Source organism: Micromonospora sp. KC207 (genome assembly GCF_004348615.1).
GTDB lineage: Bacteria > Actinomycetota > Actinomycetes > Mycobacteriales > Micromonosporaceae > Micromonospora.
In genome coordinates this window covers 1-8,060 of the sequence record NZ_SMKJ01000302.1, presented here as the reverse complement: position 1 = coordinate 8,060, position 8,060 = coordinate 1, and the positions used below count along the sequence as shown (strand labels likewise).

Genomic DNA, 8,060 nt, shown 5'->3' with positions numbered 1-8,060 from the left:
CCCGGCCGCCGGCCCGCCCGCCGGGGTGAGCCGGCGGGGCGTTAGCCGCACCGGTCACCGCCGCCGGTCGCCGGCCGTCAGCTCAGTTCGTGGTAGCGGCCTCGGTAGTGCAGCAGCGGGACGCTCTCCTCCCTCAGGCTGATGCACTCGATGGTGGCCTCGACGAGCAGCGCCCAGCCGTACTCGCGGGCGGTGTCGAGCCGGCACCCGGCCCAGCCGGCGGCGTCGGCGGGAACCGGGCCGTACTCGGTTTCGGTCCAGGCGTCGGTGGCGAAGAGCCCGCCCGGCGACGGGAACAGGCCGGCGAACCGGTCGGCGAGCTGTCGGTGCGGTGGGCCCAGCGGCGTGACGGCGAACCGCCCCGCCGCCTCGACCGCCGCCCACAGGTCCGACTCCGCGTCGACCAGGCCCAGCAGCCGGTCCGGTTCGCCCTCGGCGACCAGCGTGGAGGAGACGGTCAGGCCGGCGGGGCCCGGCGCGGTCCACAGGGTGACCGGTGCGGCGAGGCGGCCGCGCAGCCGCCGCGCCGGGGACTTCTGCCCGGCCGGTACGGCGAACGGGTCGACGTGGTGGATCTTGGCACCCGGCTCTTGATTCACGTGAAACATTCTGCCCGTCCCGCCGTCCACGGGCCGTCGGTCGGCCCTCGACACCGACCCGGATCCGGTCGACGGGTACGGGCCGGGCCGACCGGCAGGACGTGTCGCTCCATGCCTGGCCGGGCGGGTAGATCATCGCCCGACCGGGAACAGGCTCCGCATTCGACCCGGGGACGGGGTCACTCGTCGGAGCGCAGAAAGCGGCGGGCAGCGGCCAGCACCTCGGGGTCGGTGCAGCCGACGGCGTACCCGGCGATTCGGCGGCTGATGTCCCGCCCGAGCAGCCAGCCTCCGATCCGGTGCGCGACGGGGCGCAGAAAGGCCGGCCGGCACCGGAAGTGGTACCGCCAGGTGGCGACCGACGTGCCCGGCTGCGGGCCGGGCGCGAACCGCCACCCGCCCGCGAACATTTCGAAGAACCACGGGCCCCGAACCATCTTCATCCCGACGTGGCTCGGCGGCGCGAAGGAGACGTACTCGCTGACCATGGTCAGGCCGTGTCGGGAACGGGTGACCGTGCGTACACCCTTGCCGGGGCGCGTGGCCCCGTCGGCGAAGTGTTGCTCGCGGACGAACGGGTCCCAGCGGTACCGCACCGGCGCGACGGTCTGCGACACCGCGAAGGCCAGCTCGGGCGGCACCGGCACGATGATCACCGACTCGACGACAGGCATCCGCCCATTGTGCCGCCACCCGCCACCCGCCAGCCCGAGCACGAGCAGCTAGTGCGTCGCCATGATGCGGGACAACGCGACCCCCCGCTCGTTGAACGCGTGGAGCACGTGCCGCAGGTGGTCTTTCAAGCCCGCTGTGCCGAGCCGTCCACTGCACCCCTGAGGCGGGCGTGGCGGCGGGGCGTGCGGGGCGCTCCTATCGTTTCGGGTATGAGTCCCGTGACGCCGCAGCAGCTCGCTCAGGCCCGTGTCGTGGCCGCCGACGCCGTACTCCGCAACGAGGTTGACTTTCGGGGCTACCCGCACCGACACCTCGCGGTCGCCGCCCGCCCGCGTCTCATGAGCAGCGGCGTCACCCAGCTCATGGAGGCCGTCGAGTACCTTTCCCACTACGGGTGGGACCTGGTCAACGCCAGCTCCGTCGGCAACAGCAGCCTGTTCTACGCCTTCCTGCGTCGCCGCTGAGCAGCGCCGGTCAGGCACGACCGCGCAGGCACGCCCCGGTCAGGCACGCCCCGCGCAGTGCCGTGGCTCAGCGGCGCGGGGTAATGGCCGTCAACAGCTCGGGGGTCCGCCGGTCCAGCACGTCCCCGGCGAGGTACGCGCCGAGCAGCGCCGCGCCCAGCCCGTACGCGAAACCCAGCGGTGGGGCCAGCCAGAGCCAGGCGTCGCCGAGCAGCGCCGCCGCGACCACCATCGGCACGCTCGCCGCCGCCGCGCCGAGCATCGACAGCAGGGCGAGGAAGCTCTTCGCGCCCCCCGCCCCGCTGTTCGTCGCGAACGGGTTGCTCGTCTCCGGCAGCGAGTACGCCCCCAGCACCGAGACGAAAGCGCTGATCGCCAGCCCCGCCCCGTACGAGGCGACCAGGCTGCCCGCCATCACGCCCAGCCACGCCGGCTGACCCAGCACCATCCCGAGCAGGACCGCGACGACGCCGAGCATCGGCAGCACGTACACCGAGAACGCGGCCATGCGGGCCAGCAGCTCCAGCCGGCCGGGCACCCCGGCGACCACGTTGGCCGCGTACGCGCTGCCGTCGAAGCCGAACTGGTTGGCCAGGGTCACCGAGGCGAGTGCCCCGACGACGATCATCGAGAGGCTGACCAGCATCGGGGAGGAGTTGGGGGCGGCGAGTTCCATCCCGTCTCCGGTCGAGAAGCTCGCCCCGCCGAAGTTGACCATCACCGGCACGAAGATGCCGATCACCGCGATGGTGATCAGGTTGGCCCGCCGTCGGGCGTCCCGCCACCAGTAGCGACAATCCCGGGCCACCAGCGCGCCGAACCGGTCCCGCCGCGCCCAGCCGACCGCCCAGGAAAAGAGCTGCCCCACCGCCCCACTGTGGGCCCCGGTCGGGCCGGTGCCGGCCCTCGTCGAGCCGCCGCGGGCCTTGGCCGGGCCGCCGCCGGCCGCGCCGACCATGGCCGACTCCAGCGATCGGGACCACCACCACAGCAGCGCGCCGATCGTCAGCGCGGTGATCAGCAGCTTCACCGGCACGGCCCAGGCCCGTCCCTCGGCCACGTCGACGCCGACGGTCCACGGCGCGCCGAACGGGGTCCAGCCGACGATCCGCGCCACCCCGGTCAGTCGGTCCCAGTCGGCCTGCCGAACGGCAGCCAGCGCCACGATCTGCAACGGGCCGAGCAGCGCGGCCAGCACCGCCAGCAGCACGGCCGCCAGGTCGCGTACCCGACGGGACCGCAACATGGTGGCGAAAGCGCTGGTCATCGCCCGGCTGGCCGCGACGCACAGCAGCAGCCCGGCGACCACCCCGACGGCCGCGACGAGCGCCGCCGCCGCGCCGCCGAGCAGGCCCGAGGTGAGCACCAGCCCGCCGGCCGCGATCAGCGCGGCCACCGCCGGGACGCTGACCAGCGCGGCGGCGAACAGCCCGGTGACCAGGGTGCGGCGGGACAGCGGCAGCAGGGCGAACCGGGCCGGGTCGAGTGTCTCGTCCACGCCGAAGAAGACCAGCGGCAGCAGTAGCCAGCCGAGCACCAGCAGACCGCCGCCGAACGCGGCGGTCATCAGCGCGTACGTCGGCTCGTCGACCAGCCCGGGTGCGGCCAGCAGGAAGAAGCCGGTGCCGGCGAACCAGAGCCCGGCGATCACGCTGCCCGCGAACATGGCGACCCGCCAGCCCTGGCCCCGGAAGTTGTTGCCCATCACCCGCAGTTTCAGCCGGACGAAGTGTCGGGCCGAAACCGGGCGGACCCGCTCGACCGCCGGCCCGTCGGGGCTGGTCACCTGGCCGGCCGTGCCGCCGCCTTCCCGCCCGCCCGAGCTGGTCACCGGGAGAGCCACGCCAGCTCCTCGCCGGTCGCGGTGCGCCCGCCGACCACCTCGACGAACACGTCCTCCAGCGAGCGGTCCCCGCGCACCTCGTCGAGGGTGCCGACCCGCTTGATCGTCCCCTCGGCGAGGATCGCGACGTGCGAGCAGAGCCGCTGGACGACCTCCATGACGTGGCTGGAGAAGATGACCGTCCCGCCGCCGACGACGTAACGGTGCAGGATGTCCCGGATGAGGGCCGCCGACACCGGATCGACCGCCTCGAAGGGCTCGTCGAGCACCAGCAGCCGGGGCCCGTGCAGCAGCGCGCAGGCCAGGCCGATCTTCTTCTTCATGCCGGCGGAGTAGTCCACCACCAGGGTCCGGCCGGCGTCGCCGAGGGCGAGCACGTCGAGCAGTTCCGCCGCCCGCTGGTCGACCACCGCCGGGTCCATGCCGCGCAACAGACCGTGGTACGCCAGCAACTCCGCCCCGCTGAGCCGGTCGAACAGCCGTACGCCGTCCGGCATCACGCCGAGGAGCTGCTTCGCGCGGACGGGGTCGGCCCACACGTCGTGCCCGAGCACCCGGGCACCGCCCGCGTCGGGGCGCAGCAGCCCGACCGCCATGGACAGGGTGGTGGTCTTGCCGGCCCCGTTGGGGCCGAGTAGCCCGTAGAACGAGCCGGCTGGCACGTCGAGGTCCACGCCGGCCACCGCCACCTTGCCGTCGAACTGCTTGGCGAGGCCACGCAGCACGAGTGCGGAGTGCTCATCAGTCATGTATCGACCGTATACAACGTGGTCTTCGCCCGCTTCCGTCAGGGCAGACCCCCGTCTCCTCCCCGGGCAGGAGACGGCTTCCCGCCTTCCCCGGCTTGCCCCGCCTCCGCGCGCCCGCCTCCCTCAGCCGGCCCGCTGGGGCGGTCCGGGGGGAGAGAGAAGGGCACCCTTCTCTACCGTAGGCGTTAAGAAGGGGCCCGTCCTTCAGCAAGGAGCGCTTCGGGGAAGTGCAGGCGCAGCATGGTGCCGGCCACGTCGGGCGGCAGCCGCCGCCGGGACGCCACCGACACCGCGATCATCACCGTGAACGCGAGCGGGACCGTCCATGCGGCCGGCTGCGCGGTGAGCGTGGCCGGCCAGCCGGACAGCGGCGGGCCGAGCACCGTGACCAGCACCGCGCCGATCGCCGCCCCGCCGCCGGCCAGCACCCCGGCGGCGGCGCCCACGTCGGTCAGCCCCCGCCACCAGATGCCGAGGACCAGCAGCGGGCAGAAGCTGGACGCGGCGACCGCGAAGGCCAGCCCGACCACCTGGGAGACGTCCATCCCCGAGACGTTCAGCGCGAGCACCGCCGGCACTCCGCCGGCGATGATCGTGGCCAGCCGGAAGCCGCGCACCGAGCCGCGCCCCAGCACGTCCGTGGAGATCACCCCGGCCACGCTGGTGAGCAGCCCGGACGAGGTCGACAGGAACGCGGCAAACGCCCCTGCGGCGACCAGCGCGGCGAGCAGCCGGCCGGTCGTGGAATCGCCCAGCGCCGCACCGGGCAGCAGCACCACCACCGCGTCGGTCTGCCCGGTGATCAGTAGCTGCGGGGTGTAGATCCGGCCCAGCACCCCGTACAGGGTGGGCAGCAGGTAGAACGCGCCGACCAGGGCCAGCACCACCAGCGTGGTGCGCCGGGCCGCCGCGCCGTCGGGATTGGTGTAGAACCGCACCAGCACGTGCGGCAGCCCCATGGTGCCCAGGAAGGTGGCCAGGATCAGCGAGTACGTGGCGAACAGTCCCCGGTCGTCGTCCCCGGCCGCGCTGGGCAGCAGCCAGTCGGCCGCGTCGGTGGCCGTGCCGGAGACCTGCGGCACCGGGTCGCCGGCGGCGAAGTCGAGCCGGTCGCCGGGGCGTACCTCCCGGATGTCGCCGTCGGGCATGGTGAGGGTCGCGCGGTGCTCGACCACGACGGTGGTCGCGGTCCGGAACGCCGGCCCGTCGGGCGGGGTCACCGCCGGGCGGGCGTCGGCCTGCCACTGCAACACCAGGAAGATCGCGGGTACGGCAAGCGCGGTCAGCTTCAGCCAGTACTGGAACGCCTGGACGAAGGTGATCGCCCGCATTCCGCCCAGCGCCACGTTGGCGGTGACCACCACCGCCACCACGATCGCGCCGACCGGGTACGCCGCCCCGGTCAGCGTGGCCAGGGTCAGCCCCGCCCCCTGGAGCTGCGGCACCAGGTACAGCCAGCCGATGAAGATCACGAATCCGGTGGCGAGGGTACGCAGCCGGCGCGAGCCGAGCCGCAGCTCGCAGAAGTCCGGCAGGGTGAACGCCCCGGAGCGGCGCAGCGGCGCGGCCACGAACAGCAGCAGGGCCAGGTAGCCGGCGGCGAAGCCCACCGGATACCAGAGCACGTCCACGCCGTACTTGAGGATCATCCCGGCGACGCCCAGGAAGCTCGCGGCCGACAGGTACTCCCCGCCGATCGCGGCGGCGTTCCAGGTCGGGCTGACCGAGCGGGAGGCGACGAGGAAGTCGGAGGTGGTCCTCGCCAGCCGCAGCCCGTAGAAGCCGATCCCGACGGTGACCAGGGTGACCGCGACGATCGCGGGGACGACGTATTCGTTGCCCATCTCAGCGCTCCGGCCGCTGGACCAGGTCGGTGAAGTCCTGCTCGTTGCGCTCGGCCAGCCGCACGTACGCCCACCCGACCGCGATCAGGAACGGGAAGGAGACCAGCCCCAACAGCAGCCAGGGCAGGTTCACCCCGAACACGGTGAACCGGCCGACCGAGGGCGCGATGGCGAACAGCCAGGGCAGGCCGCCCAGCCCGATCAGCACCACGAGGCTCAGGCGCAGCGCCAGCGCGAGCTGGGCCCGGACCAGGCCCCGGACCAGCGCCTCGCCGACGCGGGTCTGCTGGGCCAGTTCGGCGCGGGCCCGGTCGGCGTCGGGCTCCCGGCGGGACACCTCGGCCAGCACGATCCGGGTCCGGCCGGGCGCGGTCGGTGCGCCGCCCGTTTCCGTACCCGCGGTTTCGCCGGCCGTCCAGTCCGGCGTCTCGTTCCGGACCGGTGCCCGGGGTGCCGGTACGGGATCGTCGGGTGCGGCCACCCCGGCAGTCTCGCCCGATCGGTGGGATTGTCAAGACCAGTAGGCGGCGCGGTCCCTGCGCCGCTGCGGGTCACCTGTTCCAGCAGTCCACGGGCGGTGCGTCGAGCAGCGCCGGCACGAGCAGGTCGCGGGCGGTCGCCCGGCCCAGGTTGGCGGTCCGGACGTCGTCAGCCGGCAGACTGGCGGCGATGTCCCGCAGCGCGCAGGAGCGAAGCTGCTCGGGCAGTCGGGCCAGCGCCGGCACCGCGTCGGCCGACAGCCCAGACAGGTACGACACGTCGATCCTGCCGGTCTGCCGGTACCGGTCGACGTTGTGTTCGGCGACCAGCCGGTCCGGGTTCACAGCGGCCAACCCGAGCAGGGCGAGCACCGCCGTACCCACCACCAGCGCGGGCAACCGGCCCGCCCGTAGCAGCACCACGGCCACCCCGACCAGCACGAACAGGGCCCCGAGCCACAGTTCGACGGTGGCCACCACCAGGCGCAGCCGGGTCGCCCCGTACGCGTCGGCGTAGACCTGCATACGGTAGAGCGCCGAGGCGACGACGACCAGGCTGAGCGCGGTGAGCGTGCCGAGCAGGACGCGGATCAGGACCCGGTCGGCACGGGTGGCGCGGGGTGCCCAGCGGATCGCACCGGCGATCACCAGCAGGGTCAGCGCGGAGACCGCGAGCAACTGCCAGAACCCACCACGGGCGTACTGGGCGTAGCTGAGGCCGGCGGTACGCAGCACGTGGGCCGAGCCGCCGAACAGCACGGTGAGTTGCACCAGCACGAAGGCGGCGAAGAGGGCGTCGAGCAGGGCCAGCGGCACGGCCCACTCCAGCCGGCGGACGGGCCTGGCCGGGGCGGTCCGCAGCCTGTCCGGGTCGGCTGGTGCGACCACCAGGTACGCCGCGCCGAGCAGCCCGCCACCGATCAGGGCGAGGCGGAACAGCCAGCCGACCACCCCGCCGGGGGACACCGCCGGCAGCAGGCCGGCGAGCAGGTCGGCGAAGACCACGTCGGCGGAGGAGAGGAGCAGGCCGAAGACGAGCAACAGCCCCACCGAGGCGGCGACGGTGGCGAGCGCGCGCCCCAGCGTCGAAGCGGCCGGGCCGAGGCGGCGGGCTCCCCGTACCGCCCAGGGCAGCGCCCGGAACGGGGCGGCCGGGGTGAGCAGGACGGCGGCCAGCATGCCGAGCGGCGTCCGGGCACCCACCATCGCGAGCGCTCCGGTGACCACGGCGGCCAGCAGGCAGAGAGTGAAGAGCCAGCCGGCGGCCCGGACGTACCCGACCGAGACGAGGGCGATGGTCGCGGCGGCCCAGAGCACCCGGGCGGCCCGCCCTGGCGCCCCCGTGGCGTCGGGACGTGCCGCCCCCGCTGTGGCCTCGACGGCCGGGGGCGTGGCAGGGGCAGGGAC

The 8,060-nt window shown here is 73.9% G+C and carries 8 protein-coding genes; 1 reads left to right on the top strand and 7 read right to left on the bottom strand.

What is annotated here, in order from left to right; genetic code table 11:
- Nucleotides 1–77: 77 nt before the first annotated feature.
- Together E1258_RS27235 and E1258_RS27230 are read right to left on the bottom strand one after the other, a co-directional pair.
- Complete coding sequence (locus tag E1258_RS27235) at nucleotides 78–608, bottom strand: flavin reductase family protein (protein WP_243715722.1); 531 nt, start codon at nucleotides 606–608, stop codon at nucleotides 78–80.
- A 170-nt stretch (nucleotides 609–778) separates the two neighbouring features.
- The gene (locus E1258_RS27230) at nucleotides 779–1,273 is read right to left on the bottom strand and encodes an SRPBCC family protein (protein WP_132406141.1); all 495 of its coding nucleotides are present in this window, start codon (nucleotides 1,271–1,273) and stop codon (nucleotides 779–781) included.
- A gap of 210 nt (nucleotides 1,274–1,483) precedes the next feature.
- Here E1258_RS27230 and E1258_RS27225 point away from each other — a divergent pair, with 210 nt between their 5' ends.
- On the top strand, nucleotides 1,484–1,738 hold the full coding sequence (locus E1258_RS27225; protein ID WP_132406139.1) for a hypothetical protein: 255 nt from the start codon (nucleotides 1,484–1,486) through the stop codon (nucleotides 1,736–1,738).
- Between the two features lie 67 nt (nucleotides 1,739–1,805).
- Here the strand turns inward: E1258_RS27225 and E1258_RS27220 are convergent, their stop codons facing one another.
- The 5 genes from E1258_RS27220 to E1258_RS27200 all read right to left on the bottom strand — a co-directional run.
- On the bottom strand, nucleotides 1,806–3,524 hold the full coding sequence (locus tag E1258_RS27220; protein ID WP_132406147.1) for an ABC transporter permease: 1,719 nt from the start codon (nucleotides 3,522–3,524) through the stop codon (nucleotides 1,806–1,808).
- Between the two features lie 41 nt (nucleotides 3,525–3,565).
- Nucleotides 3,566–4,330 (bottom strand): ABC transporter ATP-binding protein, encoded by a 765-nt coding sequence (locus tag E1258_RS27215; RefSeq protein ID WP_132406137.1) that lies wholly within the window; start codon nucleotides 4,328–4,330, stop codon nucleotides 3,566–3,568.
- Between the two features lie 185 nt (nucleotides 4,331–4,515).
- A complete protein-coding gene (locus E1258_RS27210; RefSeq protein WP_132406135.1) occupies nucleotides 4,516–6,174 on the bottom strand; it encodes a cation acetate symporter in 1,659 nt (552 codons plus the stop codon).
- Nucleotide 6,175: 1 nt separating this feature from the next.
- A complete protein-coding gene (locus tag E1258_RS27205; RefSeq protein ID WP_132406145.1) occupies nucleotides 6,176–6,526 on the bottom strand; it encodes a hypothetical protein in 351 nt (116 codons plus the stop codon).
- A gap of 199 nt (nucleotides 6,527–6,725) precedes the next feature.
- A partial coding sequence (locus tag E1258_RS27200; RefSeq protein ID WP_132406133.1) for a DUF4153 domain-containing protein occupies nucleotides 6,726–8,060 on the bottom strand: 1,335 nt, incomplete at its 5' end.